This is a genomic window from Autumnicola edwardsiae (assembly GCF_031846505.1).
Classification (GTDB): domain Bacteria; phylum Bacteroidota; class Bacteroidia; order Flavobacteriales; family Flavobacteriaceae; genus Autumnicola; species Autumnicola edwardsiae.
This window is the reverse complement of record NZ_JAVRHP010000340.1, coordinates 1-299: the sequence shown is the minus strand read 5'-3', so window position 1 is coordinate 299 and position 299 is coordinate 1. Positions and strand designations below refer to the sequence as shown.

Below are 299 nucleotides of genomic sequence, written 5' to 3'. Positions count from 1 at the left end.
ATAAAATCACCGGAATGACCTGCAACGGCTGCCGTTCTCATGTTGAGGCAGCTTTGAGCAAAGTTGAAGGTGTTACGAATGCTTCAGTAGACCTGGAAAAAGCAGAAGCGGAGATCGAAATGCAGCGGCATATCAAAATTGGCAATTTTCAGCATGCATTACAAGGAGCAGGCGGGAATTATCAGATTTCTATTCCTTCAGAATTTTCTTCGGAAGAAAAAGAAGGCGAAAACCTGATGAAACATACCTATAAAATAACCGGAATGACCTGCAACGGCTGCCGTTCCCATGTTGAGGCA

1 protein-coding gene is annotated in these 299 nt (G+C 44.1%); it reads left to right on the top strand.

Annotated features, from left to right (window positions below; translation table 11 throughout):
• Window positions 1–5: 5 nt before the first annotated feature.
• Window positions 6–299: cation transporter (locus RM529_RS17925; RefSeq protein WP_311486085.1), on the top strand; the 294-nt coding region annotated here is incomplete at its 3' end.